Origin of the sequence: Clostridium sp. CX1, from assembly GCF_025398335.1 — a bacterium.
GTDB lineage: Bacteria > Bacillota > Clostridia > Clostridiales > Clostridiaceae > Clostridium_AM > Clostridium_AM tanneri.
The window spans coordinates 74034-90917 of the sequence record NZ_JAODOO010000008.1 but is presented as its reverse complement, the minus strand read 5'-3'; the positions used below and the strand labels follow the sequence as shown (position 1 = coordinate 90917).

The following is a 16884-nucleotide window of genomic DNA, read 5'->3' as shown; positions in this document are numbered from 1 at the left end:
TTAATGATTAGAGAATTAGAAGTAAAGGATATAAATAAAGTTATGGAAGTATGGAAGGATGCTACTATAGAAGCACATGATTTTATAGATAGGGAATATTGGTTAGGAAAATATAATGAAGTTAAGGATGTATATATTCCAGCATCTAAAACATTTATCTATGAAGAGAATAGCCATATCAAGGGATTTATAAGTATTTTAAACAATGAGTTTATAGGGGCATTATTTGTAGACATATCTTCCCAAGGGAAGGGTATTGGCGGTCAGTTAATTGATTTTGCAAAGAAAAGATATAGTAAATTAGGTTTAGCAGTATATAAAAATAATAAGAAAGCAGCAGAGTTCTATGAACATAAGGGCTTTGTTTTGTGTGAAGAAAAAGTAGATGAAGATACCAACGAAAAAGAATTAATTATGAAATTTCAAATGTAGTAGAGATAATTAAGTCCAACCTTAGGCCAAGAGCTGTTTAATTCAGCTGTTGGCCTAAAGCTGATAATTAGGCCACCTTGAGTGATCTTAATAGAACTAAAATTTCAGGAGGGTGAAACAATGAAAATATTTTCAGTCTTAGGAAGTCCAAATAAGAACGGCAATACAGCTGTATTGCTAAAGGAATTTTTACGAGGAGTTAAAGAGAGTCACAGCGGAGTAGAATATTCTGATGTATTCCTTCAGGAGAAAAAAATTAGCTTTTGCAGTGCATGTAATAGCTGTAGAAAATCACTTAATACCTGCGTTATTAAGGATGATATGCAGCTCTTATATGAGGAAGTAAAAAGTTCAGATATAGTAGTTTTAGCTACACCAGTATATTGGTGGAATATGACGGCTCAACTAAAAACTTTCATAGACAGACTATATGCTCTTAAATCAGATGATTTTAAGGGTAAGGAAATAGTATTATTAATGACTCATGAAGGAACAGAGGAAGACTCTGGTGCTAAGGTTGTTGAAAGCAGTTTAGAGCAGATTTGTGAGTATTTAGGATTAAAGTTTACTGTAAAATATGGGGTGTCTACAGGAGAAATACCTGTATCTGAGAATCAAGAAGCGTTAGGCAAGGCTTATGACATGGGAAAGAGTTTAATAGGAAAATAAGTTAAAAAGAAGGTAGTATATTGTGAAGGACATAGCAAAAATAATTTTAGGCAATATATTAATTACTTTTTCTTATGCTTTTTTTACTGTTCCAAGAAAAATAATTAACGGAGGTGTAACAAGTTCAGCATTGGTAGTACATTGTTTAGCAGGAACAAATGTCACAACAGTAGCTAATATACTTACAATTATACTGTTAATTAGCTGCCTTTTATTCTTAGGGAAAGAGTATTTTATTAAATCCATATTGAGTAGTATATGTTATATGTCCTTTTTTAATTTATTCTATCTATTAGGGTTTACAATTAATATAAATATAGTACTAGCAATAATTATTTCAGCTATTTTAGTAGCAGTAGGATATTATTTATGCATATCTTCAAATGCATCTACAGTAGGATTTGATGTTATAGCCTTAATAATTAATAATAAAAATCCTAGAATAGAAATAGCCTCAGCATTGAGATTTATAAATATAATAGTATTGCTTTTTGGATTATTAGTATTAGGATATGAATCGATAATTAAAGGAATAGTTTTCACTATAATATACTCAAGTATACTAAAAACATTATTAAAGAATGGATTTAAGATTATTTTAAACCCATTGTCACTAAAAAAGATGCCACATTAGGTAAAATAAATTGCCAGCCATAAGGATGGTGCAAGACTTAAATAAAAGGAACTTTGATAGGGTGATAACTGTGAATGAGAGAAATAGAATAGAGTTAAGGAACTCAAGTATAATCGATACACATATACACATTGGTCAGAATACTTTGTTTAATAAAAAGGAATGGAACAATGCTACTATGGAGTCCAAGATAAATTGGCTTAGTAAAATCTTAAAAGAATATAAGAGAAATAATATAACTGCTTTAAGGGATGGCGGTGACGGAATATTTGCTTCCTGTCTGGCAAGGGAAGTTGCAAGAAAAGAAGGGATAACATACAGAACCCCCATATTTGCAATTTGTAAAAAAGAGTATTATGGGTCTTTTTTAGGAAAAGCCATTTATGGAATAGAAGATTTTAAAAGAGAGTTTACTATTTTAAAAGAAAATAAACTAGATCATCTTAAAATTATACTAACAGGAATAGTGAATTTTAATCAATTTGGAGATGTAGGAGAGGTAGCATTTACATATGATGAACTAGAATACATGGTAAAAAGTGCAAAGGAATATGGAGTACCAATAATGGTGCATGCCAATGGACGGGAAGGAGTGTCTGCTGCAATAAAGGCAGGAGTAGATACTATAGAACATGGTTTTCTTATTTCTGATAAAGAGCTATACGGAATGGCAGAAAAAGGAATATACTGGACGCCTACCCTTTCCCCTCTTGGAAATATTCTCGATGCAAAGGATTCCAGCTTTAAGCAACAATTGGACATAATAAGAGAAGTATATACTATACAGGTTAACAACATAGTAAAGGCTTATGAACTAGGGCTGAAAGTTACTCTTGGAAGTGATGCTGGAGCATATAGAGTAAGCCATTCTGCTGGAATTTTTGATGAAATTAATCATTTTATTAATATTGGATTCAGTAAGGATACAGTTTTAAAAATCTGTTTTGAAAATGGTTCTTCAGTGCTTAAGATATGAGAGCAAAAATAAATTCTATAAGTATAAAAGAGGGTACATTAAAATTGTAGCCTCTTTTTACGTACATAATTTTATTTAAAATCGTAGAAAGTATAGGTGATAATACTATAAAAAGTATAGGTGATAATACTATAAAAGGAGGATTAGAGTTTAGTAAAACTCTAGAATAAAGACATGTTCATTCCTAAAAGAATAATATTTGAAAAGAACTCTTTAAACTATGAAATAGGCGAAAATATATATAATAAATTCAAAGACGATTCTAAGGTAGAAATAATAAAGCTAACATCAAATAAAGTTAAAGAAAATATTCCCGGTGAAGGTCTATTTGATTTTTATAGGGAAGGTAAAAATACATTAGTTGTTGGCATAAAGAAGGGATTTAAGTTCCAGACTTGCAAGCCATCAGCACACTATCAATTGCCAATAGTCTCTGGTTGTATTGGACAGTGTCAATACTGCTATTTAAATACTAACTTAGGTGACAAACCTTATATAAAGATCAATGCTAACTTAGATGATATTTTAAATGAAGCACAAAAATATATAGAGGAAAGGCTGCCGGAAGAAACGATATTTGAAGGTTCCGCCACATCAGATCCTATACCAATAGAACCCTACACTGATGCTTTAAAAAGGACCATTGAATTTTTTGCTGAAAGTGAAAAAGGACGATTTAGATTTGTTACTAAATACAGTGATATAGATACACTACTTGATGCAAATCATAAAGGACATACAGAAATAAGATTTACACTAAATACAGATAAGGTAATCAAGGAATATGAAAACAGGACTGCATCAGCAGCTAAAAGAATAGAAGCCTCTGTAAAGGCAGCAAAGGCAGGCTATCCTATCGGATTTATAATAGCACCGGTATTTTTATATGACAGCTGGAAAGAGGATTATAGAGCGTTATTGTCAACTCTCAATAAAGAATTACCAGATAACTTAGGATATCCTTTAACCTTCGAGGTAATATCACATAGGTATACCACAAGAGCTAAAAATATAATCTTAGAGGTTTTTCCTGATACAACCCTGCCAATGACCGATGAAGATAGAAAATATAAGCATGGACAGTTTGGGTATGGCAAGTTTGTATATACAAAGGAGCAGCTGCAGGAGATGAAGGAGTTCTTTAAAAAAGAGATAGAATCAATATTTAAGGATAGTGTAATAAAATACATAATATAAATTACAGGTATATATATTTACATAAAACTAAAATACATTTGTTAACCACATTGTCAACTTAAGATAACATCAATGTTGACAATGTGGTTTTTCAAGAATATAATAGATTATAGATATAAGATATTAATATTACTTACAGGTTGAAGAACTGAAGATAGAAGAGAGTTTTTTAAAACTATAACAAAGAGTGGTATAGATAAATTTAATCACATAAGCAAAGATGCAAATCATGTACATAAATAGGAGGAGTCAATATGTCGAAAAAGTTAAATGTAAAAGATATGGTCTATTCAGCTCTATTTGCAACGCTGACAGCAGTATTAAGTTATGTTACAATCCCATTACCCTTTAGTCCAATTCCTATAACAGCTCAGTCTTTAGCAGTAATGCTAGCAGGATGTGTGTTAACACCCCTTCAAGCTGCACTTAGTATGATAACCTTCTTACTCATGGGTGCTATAGGATTGCCTGTTTTCTCAGGAGGTTCAGCAGGATTTGGTATTATTGTGGGGAAAACAGGAGGATATCTAATTGGATACCTAATTGGAGCAGTAGTAATAAGTCTTTTAGTAAGCAAAACTAAATCAAAAATAGTTATGCTTTTAGCTTGTTTATTTGGCGGAATAGTTGTAGTTCATGCACTAGGGTCAGCTTGGTTAGGTTATGTTACCGGAATGGGAATAGAAAAAGCTATTATGGTAGGATCAGTTCCATTTTTACCAGGAGATTTATTAAAATCCTTTGCAGCAGTGGTAATTGCAGTTAGACTAAATAAGGGAATAGTAAAATATGTACAAGCATAAAAGGTATATATAATTGAAGGCTTAAGAACACCCATAGGTAAAACTAATGGGTGTTTAAAAATTTTCTGCCAGAAAAGTTAACAGATCATTTAGTTGGAGAGCTTACCTATAAATACAATATGCCAAAGAAAAAGTTAATATATTTGGTGGAGTTTTAGCCTATGGGAGAACTTGTAAGGAATGTCAGTGAGTGAGATTAATAAATAAAGTTATAAGCTTTTGATAAAAAAGTAAAAATATGCTATAATATGTACATATTTCAGGAAATTGGCATTAATGTTATTAATATATTGTGACAGATTAAAGGGGTGACACTATGGCGGTGATGATTCCAGAGAGTATAAGTACTTTAGACAGCGCCACTTCAGGGGAAAAAAGACTATTTAAAATACTAAAGTATAATTTACCAAAGGATTATATAGTATGGTATGATTTAAGGGTTAAGGGCAGATATCCAGATTTTATAATTTTAGGTCCAGATTTAGGTATTGTAGTTTTAGAGGTAAAGGATTGGTCGTTAAGTTCCATAGAAAGTGCAAATCCTAATACATATTACCTAAGCACATTAGGTACAAAGACTAATCCACTAAAACAGGCAAGAGAGTATATGTTTAATATGATTGATGAATTAAAAAAGGACAAGGGTTTACTACAAAACAAAGGAGACTATAAAAGCAACTTATGCTTTACCTTTGGATATGGAGTTGTATTTAGTAAAATAAATAGAATAGCTTTTCTATCTAGTGAATTTTCAGGTACTATAGATGAGAATTGTGTCATATTCGCTGATGATCTAAAGGAACTGGAAGATAACTTTATTAAAGAAAAGCTTCAATTAATGTTAAAAAATATGATTCCAGTTAAATTTCAGCCTGGAAGAATATCACAAAGTATAATAGATAGGATCAGAGGTAATTTATTTAAAGAAGTAAAGTTGTCTAATAATGAAGCTGTTTTTAAGACTATGAACTTAAATCAAGAAAGACTTGCTAAAGGATTAGGCTATGGACATAGAGTTGTCAGAGGAGTAGCTGGAAGTGGAAAAACAGTTATACTAATATGCAGAGCAAAGTATCTAGCAGAGGTTCATAAAGATTGGCGCATATTAGTACTATGCTACAATAAAACACTTACAAACTTTTTGAAAAATTCTATAATGGATCATAATATGGTTAACGTTGAGGTTATACATTTTCATGGATGGATAAATAAAATTTTTAGCTTACTAGAGTTAAATAGTGGACTATTTAGAGAGACGGAAATCAGTGAGAATATGGAAAAAATATCAGAAGATATGTTAAACAGCATAGAAAAATACGATGCAATATTAATTGATGAAGGTCAGGACTTAGAAAAAGAATGGCTTCAGTTTATCGTTAAAATGCTGAGAGATCCAGAGCATAGCCACCTCATGTTAGCTTCCGATGGTGCACAAAACCTGTATAATAGAAGATATACTCTTAAGTCTGTGGGAATAAAAGCAGCAGGGAGAACAACCATTATGAGGGAAAACTATAGAAACACAAAACAAATACTAAATTTTGCACATGATTTCCTCTATGATGGATTACCAAGAGAAAATATAAATGAAGAAGACAATAACTTTATAATTACACCGGAAAACAGTTTAAGAGAAGGTGTACAACCTGATTTAATATACTGTAGGGATTTTTATGAAGAAATAAATAAAATTGCAGTGGACATTACAAAGCTAAAACAAGCAGGAATTAATTATGGAGATATCTGTGTAGCCTATATTCATAGCAATTATAAGAATATAAACTACTTAAAAATACTAGAAGAAGTTTTAAAAAACAAAGGCATACCTTATTTTGTCATTAGCAAGAGCGGAAGCACTAAGTCTAAATTTAAGCTGCATAGTGATACAGTGAATATATCTACAATTCACAGTATAAAAGGCTTGGACTTTAAGTATGTATTTATTTGTGGTATTAATGATAGATTGCTAGATAGCATAGATGAATCTAAAAAGCTTCTTTATGTGGGAATGACCAGAGCTAGAGATGTATTAAAGATTACCTATAGTGTAGATAATGCTATTGTAGATGACTTGATAAAAGCAAAAATAAGTATAAATGAAGTAACTAGTGAGGAAATAAGGGAATTAATAGCTGCCACAACGGAGGAAAGTGTCAAGGAAAAAAGCAAGGGTGGATTGTTTTCTAAAATAAAGAAGTTCTTTGGGAGATAGCTATAAAAATAAAATATATTTTTAATTTACCGGTTAAGAAAAATTTTATCTTAACCGGATTTTATTTTAAGGATATTTCCTTAAGGTAATAGAAGAAAAGCTTATTTACTAAAGTATTAAGTTAATTTGCTAAGTATGCCTAAGGAACAAAGAACCAGTAGATAAAAGAGTATAATAAGCTTGCAGAAGCAGAAACTAGTAATGCTTGTATTTATATAAGATCACATAACTTAAAATATCATAGAATACCTATATATTTTATGTAAAACAAAAAACTAAAATATAAAAATATAGAGGAAGGAAAGGAGATAGAATGACAGAGATAAAATCAAAAATTGAAATAGGATGGAATTTCGATAATAGTTATACTCGTCTGCCGGAATTGTTTTTTACCAGTGTTAATCCTACCCCTGTATCTTCACCGAAGTTGGTCATTCTCAACTATCCTTTGGCAACATCCTTAGGATTGAATGATAAGGTACTGGAAAAGGAGGATGGTGTAGCAATATTTGCTGGGAACCAGATTCCATTAGGTGCTTTACCTATTGCCCAAGCTTATGCAGGACATCAATTTGGCCATTTCACTATGTTAGGAGACGGTCGAGCTGTACTACTTGGTGAACAGATTACTCCGAAAGGTCAGCGGGTTGATATTCAGCTTAAAGGTTCAGGAAAAACCCCATACTCACGAGGAGGCGATGGTAGAGCGGCACTGGGACCAATGCTTCGGGAATATATCATCAGTGAAGCAATGCATAGCCTTGGTATTCCCACTACCCGTAGTTTAGCGGTAGTGACAACTGGCCAGAGAGTAATTCGTGAAACTGAGCAGATTGGTGCAGTTCTTACTCGCGTGGCTGCCAGCCATATCCGGGTAGGCACCTTTCAATATGCTTCAAGGTGGGGCAGTACTAAGGAGCTTAAGGCTCTGGCTGATTACACATTGGAAAGACATTTTTCACACATTGAGGAAGATGGGAATCCTTATCTTGCTTTGCTTAGAGAAGTAATAAAAGGTCAAGCGGCGCTAATTGCCAAATGGCAGTTGGTTGGTTTTATTCACGGAGTTATGAATACTGACAACATGACTATTAGCGGAGAAACTATTGATTACGGACCTTGTGCTTTTATGGATACCTATGATCCGGCAACAGTATTTAGTTCCATTGACATTAATGGCCGCTATGCCTATGGCAACCAGCCAAAGATTGCTGCATGGAACTTGGCTAGATTTGCTGAAACCCTATTACCACTGCTTCATGATAACGAGGATAAAGCTGTGAGCCTAGCGCAAGATACCATTTCAGATTTTCCACAGTTGTATCATAATAATTGGATTGCAGGAATGAGGGCAAAACTAGGAATCTTTAATGAAGAGCCTGAGGATGAATCCCTTATTGAAGAACTCCTTAGTATAATGGAAAAGCATGGTGCAGACTATACCAATACTTTCCGTGCATTAACCTTTGACAGCAGGTCCGATATGATGTTATTTGACACCGAGGAATTTGCTAAATGGCATGAGCAGTGGCAGCAGAGATTAGACAGGCAGAAGGAGTCGAAGGCTTCTTCCCATCAGTTGATGAGAGACAGTAATCCAGCCATAATCCCTCGGAATCACCGAGTGGAAGAGGCATTAGAAGCAGCGGTAAAATATGGAGACTATAGTGTAATGGAGAAACTTCTGAAGGCTCTTTCCTGTCCTTATGCACACTCTCCAGAGCAGGCTGACTACTCAACACTGCCTACTAAATCAAACCAGCCTTATCGAACTTTTTGTGGTACTTGATATAATAGCAGTTGTTAGCTAACGGATATGAAGTAGAAATTAAAAATAGTTGTTATGGGAAAAAGGGCTTAACTAAAGGCCCTTTTTCTATAGGAAAATAATAAAAAATTTGTTATAATATTAAAGTTACTAAAAATGCATTTTGATTTTGCTTAGAATAATAGTATAATTTAAATATGCAAATTATACTAAAGGAAAGAGGTGACTGGTTAGTAGGTAAGGCTTACTAACAAAAGATTATGTTAAAAGAATTAATAAAAAAAGATGAAATAGCAGCAATGAAGGCAAAGGATAAGGCAAGGGTAAGTGTTTTAAGATTAATAAATGCTGACATTAAAGGATTTGAAGTCAACCAAAGAGAAGACATTTCTGATGAAGGGGTTATAAAAATAGTAGAAAAGAATATAAAACAAATAAAAGAGACATTAGAATATGCAAAACAATCAAATAACGAAGAAAAAATAGCAGAAGGAAATTTTGCCCTTGAAGTCTTAACTCCATATCTTCCAAAACAATTAGCTGAAGAGGAAGTAGAGGCTATGTTAAAAGAAATTATAGCTAACGGAAATTATACTGCAGCAGATATGGGAAAAATAATGAAAGAAATTATGCCAAAGGTTAGTGGTAAATTTGATAGGTCAAAAATTAACCCTATGGTAAAAAAAATACTAGGATAGAGTAATTGTTAGCTAGGTGATAACTTATAACTAAACACCTAGCTTATTTAAGTTTTAGATTACTTCCTTTTCCTTTAGGAAACTAGCGTATTTTCCATCAGACAACATGATGTGATTACTAATCCATTGTGATAAGAAGTCAAGAATTTCTAAAATAGTTTTTTTCTGATTATCATCAATATCCTCTTTTGAGGCTATAGATTTTATCTTATAAACATAATAATAATGTTCTTCTTCCTGATTATGGATTTCTTTATAGCCGTAGTTTTTTAACATATTTTCTTCGTAATTGAAATGATATTCTGTATACTCTAAAAGTTCGTCTAATATGTTCATGATTTCATCATAATGATCATATCCATCATTAAGAAGGGCAATTTCGTAAGCCTTTTGACCTATTTCTAATAATCTTTTATGTTGAATATCAATTTCATTTATACCTAAGTTATATCTTTCCTTCCATTGAAATGACATTTAAATCCCCCCTAAAATTAATATTAAGTAATGATTAATTAATATTAATTATTACTAATTAACTTAAATTCTACCAAAAAAAGCACCTAAATTCAAGATAAAATACAATATTTATATATTTCTGTTTATCATATTAAGAATTAAACTCACTAAAAATGTTACTATAGAAAGTAATACAGATATAATTAAAAAACCTGTTATTAAAATATTGTACTTAATCAAATTAAAGGATAATATGTATTTTGATAAGTTTAAGGCGTTAAGTATAAGTAGCAGTAGAAATAAAACCCCCAGTCCTTTAGAAGCTCCCTTTATGTCTGCAGAGCTTAAGGATATATGGGATGATATACATAAGGCTGCAAATAAAAATAAATAATAATATGGGTTTTGAAAATTCTCAAGTGAAAAAATAACCTTTATTAACCCTCTGTAGGAAGTGATTATTCCTTCAACTGTATTTTTATCTAGTACTGTAACCTGTAAGCTTTTTAATAATATTTTAATGAACTCATTATAAGCCTGTGGTATTACAAATTTCATTAAAGCTATTATTGAAAAAACTCCTCCAAATATAGGTGCTATACCTATAAAGAAGTTTCCTATCTGCTGATAGATACTATTTTGATTATAGCTATGTTGCACATATCCCATTATGCCGTCCTTATCTGGTTTTTGAAGCAGTTTAATATTAGTGATCTTATGTCCAAATAATAGAGCAAAAGTGGCATGGCTTAATTCGTGTATAGGCACCCCAATAACCCCTGTTACCATAAGTGCTTTACTACCAAAGCTTCTTTGAAAATTTCTTATAGAATTGTTCCTTAATACTCCAAGCAGCATTCCAACTAAAATAATCACGCCAGTAAGATAGGCTGTTTCTATAAAGGTTTTAATTATTAAATTCATTATAAATGTCATATTATGCTTTCACCCTTTATTGCTATTTTTCTAGTTTCCTTTTGTTATATCCTTATTAATATATAACAAAAGGAAATAAACTATTAAAAATTTAATCTACTTTTATTCTTAAAGTAAGGAATAGATTCATAAAGGCTATTATGGCTGCAGCAATAAAAACGTATTTATAGCCCATGGTTGCCCACAATATTCCACCAAAGAATGGTATAGTCATTGCAATTAAATGGTCAAAGCTTGTACCTGCTGATAAAGTAGGTGTTACATCCTCAGGACATAGGGCTATCTTTTTAATATAGGTTGATCTAGCCATTTCCACAACACTCATAGAGTTGTCAAGTATATAACAGGCTGCAATGATTATAACTGCAATTGCTGCTGGAAATACGTCTGCAGCAAAGGCATAGCCTATGCAAATTACTATAAGAACTATTGCTTCTAGCGAAAGAACAAATCTCTCACCTTTTATATCAATGGCATTACCTACTATGGTTCTAGTAAGGATACTCAACCCAGAAACTATAAAACCTAGTATGGCAAAGGTAGGCGGATCAACATGGTAAACTTGAATAAGTACCCATGGAGCAAAGGTTAAAAAAATCTGCTTTCTAGCGCCGTTAACTACACTAAGCACATAGTACAGGGTATATTTTCTTCTAAAAACAAATTTTATTTTCTTTACCTTTGGTTTTTTTGGAGTCATTAACCCGAGAAAAATTAAGGCAAAAATATAGGAAATAGCGGCAATTATAAAGACAACCCTATAGGTCAGTCCTAGATATTTAAATCCAAGCCATACTATTAAATAACCTAGTATAGTTGCCATAAGGTTATAAGCATTAAATTTGCCAAGACGGGCACCATAGCTATCTCTTTCCGATAAAGACATGCCAATGCTGGCAGATAAAGGCATAAAGATATGAGTTCCTAAACTCAAAATCATCATCCATATTAACATAGTGGAAAAGGTTGGTGAAAAAAGACCTAATCCTATCATACCTAAAGATGCAAACAACATTCCTATCATGGATGCTCTTACATCTCCAAGAAAGGCAAGTAGTCCTAAAACTATCATTATAAGTGCCCCAGGAAGTTCACGGGGAAATTCCACAACACCTCTTGCTGATGCTGAAAGCTTGTACACATCACTTAAAAAATTATTAAAAACTGTTGAGTTTATACCACTGGCTATACCAGTAAATAGACCAACAATGAGAAATAGAGTAAAATCTTTATCATTTTTTAGGCTACCTATTAGATTTACAACTCTTTCTTTGTAACTTTTTTTATTCTTCAGTTCATAATCTTTAACTTGGGTATCAGAATCCATAAATTATGCATCTCCTTTCATGCCAATAGATTAAGTATATAACATAAAAAAATGTAAATCAATTATGTTACCTGTGAGAAAATAGTTATATAGAGTATAAACAGCTATAGAATTTATTACTGCAAAAAGAAGAAGCAGAATCACTATTAGTAAATATACTAAAGGATTCTACTTCTCTTTCCTTAAAATGAAACCTATTCCTAGATCCCAAGTTTAAGTATAAAGAATATAACGTTATAAGTTATCCGGTTATAGTAACTGGAACTTTTATTATTGATTATATTCTTTATGATATTAGTATAACTACCTTTCTTAAAAAAATACATAATATTAATGAGAACTGTAGAAAATGTAAATAGTAGTCGGAAGGAAATAATATAATACAAAAGGGGTGGTGTCTTATGGAAGAATATAGAGGTTATGAAATAACAGTTATTGAAAATGATGAAAAGAATTACCCATTTAAAGCCATTGCCAGAAAAAGTGATAAGGAAGTTAAGCACAAAGGACAGAGTGTAACGCAAGCAGTAGATTTTGTAAAAGAAAGTATAAATGTCATTGTAGACAAAATAGAAGCAAAATAGACAAAAGTTATCAAAAAGGTGTGATCAATAGGACAAATGATTACACCTTTTATTTTTGGGCCTTTTATGTTAGATGAATTCAGTGGAAATTTATAGTATACTATTATTTGGATTTAAAAAATGAAAGGAAAGTGTACTATATGAAAAAATTAAAGAATATTTTCATAATTATAATCTGTGTAAGTGTAGCATCTCAGATTCATTTTAATGTTTTAATCCAGGGTTTTACTATAGCTTTTTCAGTGGTTGTATTTTCTATATTTCTTTATAATTATGTTGATTTAAATCCAATAAAAATAGCAATAATTACAGGAATAACTACGTCACTTTACAAATCATTTTGGCTTTATTGGAATATCATGAGTTTTAGCAAGGTTATTAAAATGACTGCACCAGAGATAGTGTTTTATGTAACTTATGGAATAATATTTTATTTTTCCTATTACAAAAGCAGGAAAAAGGAGCTAACCAAATTTATGATTTTAGTATTTTGCTGTGATTTTCTCTCAAACCTTGTTGAAATTAGTGTTAGAACCAAGCTAATTGGGATAAACAGCAATATAATTAAAGACCTCCTTATAGTGGCCTGTGTTAGAACTTTAATAACTTTGATTATATTAATAGCAATGAAGTACTACAAATCCTTTCTTATAAGAGAAGAACATGAGGAACGCTATAGAAGACTGATATTACTAACTTCTGCATTTAAAAGTGAAGTGTATTTCATGAATAAGAATGCTGCTGAAATAGAAGATGTAATGAAAAAATCCTTTTCAGCTTATCAGATTGTTTCCAAGAATCATTATCCCGATGAATTAAAGAATCTTACCCTTGATATTTCAAAAGATGTTCACGAGATTAAAAAGGATTATATTAGGGTTATGAGAGGTCTGGAAGAGATAACTAATGATAAAATTGACACTGAACCAATGAATATAAGAGATATAATAAATATCTTAGAAATAGATACAAAAGATTACATAGTCACCAAAAATTTAGATATAGAACTTAAATTTAAAGTTGATTGTGAATTCTATGTTCTTAAGCACTTTTATTTGATGTCAATCATAAGAAACCTTATTTTTAACAGTATAGAAGCTATAGATAACAAAAAGAAGGGATTAGTTAAACTGAAAATTGAGAAAGTGGAAGATGAATATGTCTTTTCTGTATCGGATAATGGGACAGGCATAAACAGCAGTAATTTGAATTTTATATTTAATCCCGGGTTTTCTACCAAATATAATAAGGAAACTGGAAGCATATGCAGAGGTATAGGTCTTACTTTAGTAAGAGACCTAGCGCAGGACATTTTTAAAGGAAATATATCTGTGCAGTCTATAGAAAATAAAAATACAATATTTACAGTAAAAATACCGATAACTTCATTTAGGAGGTAGATATGATGAGATATTACATTATTGACGATGATGTTAATATTGTTAAGATATTAACTAACTTGATTGAAGAAAGTAAGTCAGGTGAGGTAATAGGCAGCTCCAATGACGGAGAAACAGCTCTCAGTGAAATATTAATTTATAATCCAGATATTGTATTAGTTGATTTGCTTTTGCCTAAATTAGATGGTAATAGCTTGGTAAGAGAAGTAAAGTTGTTGAAACCAGGAATTAAATTCATCATGATTTCTCAGGTATCAGATGTAAAGTTGGTGGAGGATTCTTATAATTCAGGAATAGAGTTTTTTATTAGTAAGCCTATTAATAAGATCGAAGTAGAAAAAGTTACAAGTAAGGTTGCTGAAAAAATTGAAATCGAAAACATGCTTAATAATATAAAGAAAGTATTTAAAGATATAAATCCTCATAAAAAACCTCAAGACAATAATATAAAAATAATAAAGCATACTTTAAGCAATTTTGGAATGTTAGGTGAAAAGGGGACAAATGATATTATAAAAATCTGTATGCATCTGTTAGAAACAAAGAAATCCTTTGAAGAATGTAATTTTAATGAGTTATGTTGCATTATTGGGGATAGCCCTAAAACAGTACAACAAAGGATGAGAAGAGCAATTAAGAGTGGGCTAACTAATTTAGCATACATAGGAATTGAAGACTATTATAATGAAAGTTTTCAGGAGTATTCTAAGGGAATGTTTGATTTTGCAAGCGTTAAAGCTGAGATGGATTATATCAAAGGAAAAAATAAAACTGGTGGAAAGGTAATAATAAGCAAGTTTTTTGAGGGGTTGCTGCTACAATGTGAAGACTATTAAGTTATGATCTTTACTACAAATTGAACTTCATATGACTGAAAATAGACTACAAGGAAAGTTTTTCCAAATCATTCAGCATTAAATGGAATGATTCAAAGATTGAGAATTTTAAAATCATTCCATTTTTTTTATGAAGCCTTGTGAAGCATTGAGAAGTATTTTGTAGTCAAGCCAGTATAATCAGTACATAAATATATTTTATAGGGGGCTTAGCATATGAAGTCATTTTTTAGAAAAAAAGACGTAAATTCTATTTTAGACAGTAATAAAAACAGCTCTTCAGAACGATCTTTAGGTGCATTTGATGTAACATTAATGAGTATTGGTGCAACAATTGGAACTGGTGTAATGGTTTTAACCGGTGTTGTTGCCGCAAGAGACGCAGGTCCTGCCGTTGTCCTTTCATTTATAGGCTCTGCTATAGCATGTATACTTGTAGCTCTATGTTATGCTGAGTTTGCATCATCAATTCCAACCTCTGGTAGTGCTTATGCTTACATTTACGCATCCTTAGGTGAATTCATTGCTCATTTAGTTGGATGGTCACTTTTTATAGGGTATGTGGTATGTACTGCAACTGTAGCTGGTGGCTGGTCAGCATACTTTAATAGTTTACTAAGGGAATGTGGATTTAATTTACCTAGTATATTTATTAATATTCCAGGTGAAGGAGGCATAGTTAATGCTCCAGCAGTTATTGTAGTATTGCTTATTACAATTCTTCTATCAAAGGGAACAAAGGAAAGTAAAAAGGTAAATAATATTATGGTATTTGTAAAACTTGGCGTTATAGTTTTATTCGTTGCTGTAGGTGCATTTTTTATAAAACCAGTAAATTGGAAGCCTTTTATGCCATTTGGTTTTAAAGGAGTATTTGCTGGTGCAGCATCTGTATTTCTTGCCTATGCAGGTTTTGACGCAGTTTCAACCTCTGCTGAAGAGGTAAAAGACCCTCAAAAGAATCTGCCTAGAGGCATTATTGCATCAATGATAGGTTGTACACTTATATATATTATAGTTTGCTTAATTTTAACAGGTGTTACTCATTACAGCAAGTTAAATGTTGGTGATGCTATGGCTTACGCATTAAGTTCTGTTGGACAGGGATGGGCAGCTTCTATACTTTCAATTGGAGCAGTTGTAGGTATTTTGGCAGTTATTCTTGCTTATCTTTACGGTTCATCACGTATATTATTTTCAATGAGTCGTGATGGTCTACTTCCTAAAGTCTGTTCTAATGCAAACCCAAAAACAAATGTACCTGTGTTTTCAACTTGGGTAGTAGGATGTTTAGCTGCTTTACTTGCAGGGGTTATAGATTTAAAACAGTTAGCTGATCTTGCTAATATGACTCTTTTAGCAACATTCTCTCTTGTAGCACTATCTGTAATCGTTCTTAGAAAAACTCATCCGAATTTAGAAAGAGGCTTTAAGGTGCCTTTAGTGCCAGTGCTTCCTTTAATGGCAATAGCATGTTGTTTGTTCCTTATGTTTAGTTTGTCAAAGACAACATGGCTATATTTTGGCACATGGCTTGCAATTGGAGTAATTGTTTATTTTGCATATTCACATAAGCACAGTTCATTACAGAGCGAAGATATCTCTCAATCTATCTCTGAAAATATATTAGAGGAAAAAGGTGCTTAATTCACCCTTTATCATATAAATAAAGTTTCATGCAGTATTGGAATTATATTAGTGCTTTAAGCATAAAAAATCCAACAAATTATGCAGAACCTTTAGGTAAATCCGCACATTCCTAGAGACTAATATAACCAGTACTGCTATTTATTCTTTTTCTATTGAAGGAAGCTTCAATAGATTTTTATATTTTTTGATGTTATAGTTATTTTAAAATCTAATGTTTAATCATAGGCATTATCATAAACTAGACATAAAGATTATAAGTGTGTTACATTATGGATATAAAATTGAATGTAATTTTTCCAGGAAAGG

At 31.7% G+C, this 16884-nt stretch carries 16 protein-coding genes; 13 read left to right on the top strand and 3 right to left on the bottom strand.

The window, feature by feature from the left end; all coding sequences use genetic code 11:
• Nucleotides 1-3 precede the first annotated feature (3 nt).
• From N4T77_RS10670 to N4T77_RS10630, 9 genes are all read left to right on the top strand, one after another.
• On the top strand, nt 4-432 hold the full coding sequence (locus N4T77_RS10670; RefSeq protein WP_261671777.1) for an N-acetyltransferase: 429 nt from the start codon (nt 4-6) through the stop codon (nt 430-432).
• A 120-nt stretch (nt 433-552) separates the two neighbouring features.
• A complete protein-coding gene (locus N4T77_RS10665; RefSeq protein ID WP_261671776.1) occupies nt 553-1101 on the top strand; it encodes a flavodoxin family protein in 549 nt (182 codons plus the stop codon).
• Between the two features lie 22 nt (nt 1102-1123).
• Nucleotides 1124-1735: a YitT family protein gene (locus N4T77_RS10660; protein ID WP_261671775.1), complete on the top strand. Its 612-nt coding sequence runs from the start codon at nt 1124-1126 to the stop codon at nt 1733-1735.
• 70 nt (nt 1736-1805) lie between these two features.
• Nucleotides 1806-2711 (top strand): amidohydrolase family protein, encoded by a 906-nt coding sequence (locus tag N4T77_RS10655; RefSeq protein ID WP_261671774.1) that lies wholly within the window; start codon nt 1806-1808, stop codon nt 2709-2711.
• A gap of 174 nt (nt 2712-2885) precedes the next feature.
• A complete protein-coding gene (gene splB, locus N4T77_RS10650) occupies nt 2886-3908 on the top strand; it encodes a spore photoproduct lyase (protein WP_261671773.1) in 1023 nt (340 codons plus the stop codon).
• A gap of 254 nt (nt 3909-4162) precedes the next feature.
• A complete protein-coding gene (locus N4T77_RS10645) occupies nt 4163-4711 on the top strand; it encodes a biotin transporter BioY (protein WP_261671772.1) in 549 nt (182 codons plus the stop codon).
• Nucleotides 4712-5027: 316 nt separating this feature from the next.
• A complete protein-coding gene (locus tag N4T77_RS10640; RefSeq protein WP_261671771.1) occupies nt 5028-6923 on the top strand; it encodes a nuclease-related domain-containing DEAD/DEAH box helicase in 1896 nt (631 codons plus the stop codon).
• 313 nt (nt 6924-7236) lie between these two features.
• Entirely contained in the window at nt 7237-8712 is a 1476-nt protein-coding gene (locus tag N4T77_RS10635) for a YdiU family protein (protein ID WP_261671770.1), read from the top strand.
• Between the two features lie 239 nt (nt 8713-8951).
• On the top strand, nt 8952-9389 hold the full coding sequence (locus tag N4T77_RS10630; RefSeq protein ID WP_261671769.1) for a GatB/YqeY domain-containing protein: 438 nt from the start codon (nt 8952-8954) through the stop codon (nt 9387-9389).
• 54 nt (nt 9390-9443) lie between these two features.
• Here the strand turns inward: N4T77_RS10630 and N4T77_RS10625 are convergent, their stop codons facing one another.
• From N4T77_RS10625 to N4T77_RS10615, 3 genes are all read right to left on the bottom strand, one after another.
• The gene (locus N4T77_RS10625; RefSeq protein WP_261671768.1) at nt 9444-9863 is read right to left on the bottom strand and encodes a bacteriohemerythrin; all 420 of its coding nucleotides are present in this window, start codon (nt 9861-9863) and stop codon (nt 9444-9446) included.
• A 111-nt stretch (nt 9864-9974) separates the two neighbouring features.
• Complete coding sequence (locus N4T77_RS10620) at nt 9975-10781, bottom strand: hypothetical protein (protein ID WP_261671767.1); 807 nt, start codon at nt 10779-10781, stop codon at nt 9975-9977.
• 91 nt (nt 10782-10872) lie between these two features.
• Nucleotides 10873-12108 (bottom strand): MFS transporter, encoded by a 1236-nt coding sequence (locus tag N4T77_RS10615; RefSeq protein WP_261671766.1) that lies wholly within the window; start codon nt 12106-12108, stop codon nt 10873-10875.
• A gap of 401 nt (nt 12109-12509) precedes the next feature.
• Between N4T77_RS10615 and N4T77_RS10610 the strand changes: the two genes are divergently transcribed.
• The 4 genes from N4T77_RS10610 to N4T77_RS10595 all read left to right on the top strand — a co-directional run bounded on the left by N4T77_RS10610 (nt 12510) and on the right by N4T77_RS10595 (nt 16575).
• Nucleotides 12510-12692 (top strand): hypothetical protein, encoded by a 183-nt coding sequence (locus N4T77_RS10610; RefSeq protein WP_261671765.1) that lies wholly within the window; start codon nt 12510-12512, stop codon nt 12690-12692.
• Nucleotides 12693-12832: 140 nt separating this feature from the next.
• Nucleotides 12833-14092 carry a HAMP domain-containing sensor histidine kinase gene (locus N4T77_RS10605; RefSeq protein ID WP_261671764.1) on the top strand — a complete coding sequence of 420 codons (1260 nt, stop codon included), beginning with the start codon at nt 12833-12835 and terminating at the stop codon, nt 14090-14092.
• A gap of 5 nt (nt 14093-14097) precedes the next feature.
• Nucleotides 14098-14928, top strand: coding sequence for a response regulator (locus tag N4T77_RS10600; protein ID WP_261671763.1), 831 nt, complete (start codon nt 14098-14100; stop codon nt 14926-14928).
• 216 nt (nt 14929-15144) lie between these two features.
• Entirely contained in the window at nt 15145-16575 is a 1431-nt protein-coding gene (locus N4T77_RS10595; RefSeq protein WP_261671762.1) for an APC family permease, read from the top strand.
• The last annotated feature ends 309 nt before the right edge of the window (nt 16576-16884 follow it).

Bases quoted from the DNA above. Each gene is read 5' to 3' on its own strand.
- N4T77_RS10670 (WP_261671777.1), top strand. From the start codon at position 4: ATGATTAGAGAATTAGAAGTAAAGGATATAAATAAAGTTATGGAAGTA.
- N4T77_RS10665 (WP_261671776.1), top strand. From the start codon at position 553: ATGAAAATATTTTCAGTCTTAGGAAGTCCAAATAAGAACGGCAATACA.
- splB (WP_261671773.1), top strand. From the start codon at position 2,886: ATGTTCATTCCTAAAAGAATAATATTTGAAAAGAACTCTTTAAACTAT.
- N4T77_RS10645 (WP_261671772.1), top strand. From the start codon at position 4,163: ATGTCGAAAAAGTTAAATGTAAAAGATATGGTCTATTCAGCTCTATTT.
- N4T77_RS10640 (WP_261671771.1), top strand. From the start codon at position 5,028: ATGGCGGTGATGATTCCAGAGAGTATAAGTACTTTAGACAGCGCCACT.
- N4T77_RS10635 (WP_261671770.1), top strand. From the start codon at position 7,237: ATGACAGAGATAAAATCAAAAATTGAAATAGGATGGAATTTCGATAAT.
- N4T77_RS10630 (WP_261671769.1), top strand. From the start codon at position 8,952: ATGTTAAAAGAATTAATAAAAAAAGATGAAATAGCAGCAATGAAGGCA.
- N4T77_RS10625 (WP_261671768.1), bottom strand. From the start codon at position 9,863: ATGTCATTTCAATGGAAGGAAAGATATAACTTAGGTATAAATGAAATT.
- N4T77_RS10620 (WP_261671767.1), bottom strand. From the start codon at position 10,781: ATGACATTTATAATGAATTTAATAATTAAAACCTTTATAGAAACAGCC.
- N4T77_RS10615 (WP_261671766.1), bottom strand. From the start codon at position 12,108: ATGGATTCTGATACCCAAGTTAAAGATTATGAACTGAAGAATAAAAAA.
- N4T77_RS10610 (WP_261671765.1), top strand. From the start codon at position 12,510: ATGGAAGAATATAGAGGTTATGAAATAACAGTTATTGAAAATGATGAA.
- N4T77_RS10605 (WP_261671764.1), top strand. From the start codon at position 12,833: ATGAAAAAATTAAAGAATATTTTCATAATTATAATCTGTGTAAGTGTA.
- N4T77_RS10600 (WP_261671763.1), top strand. From the start codon at position 14,098: ATGAGATATTACATTATTGACGATGATGTTAATATTGTTAAGATATTA.
- N4T77_RS10595 (WP_261671762.1), top strand. From the start codon at position 15,145: ATGAAGTCATTTTTTAGAAAAAAAGACGTAAATTCTATTTTAGACAGT.